This is a genomic window from Neisseria sp. HMSC058F07 (assembly GCF_001810035.1).
Taxonomy (GTDB): domain Bacteria; phylum Pseudomonadota; class Gammaproteobacteria; order Burkholderiales; family Neisseriaceae; genus Neisseria; species Neisseria perflava.
In genome coordinates this window covers 206,267-206,488 of record NZ_KV799663.1, presented here as the reverse complement: position 1 = coordinate 206,488, position 222 = coordinate 206,267, and positions in this window count along the sequence as shown.

Here is a 222-nt window from a genome sequence, read left to right as displayed (position 1 = left end):
GTGGTAACGGCAACGTCCACGCCTGACTAATCGCAGGAGAGAGCACCGCCCCCTATTTCGGGCATTTCTCAAATCTCACTTTACGATTAGGAGCATTTCAAATGCAATCTTGCACTTCTACCCAAATCCAAACCATTCAAAATCAAGCCCAAACGGTAACCATCCCCTTAGAGCTGGCAAACCGCATTATGAACGCGCTGTACTACGGCGGCGAATTTATCG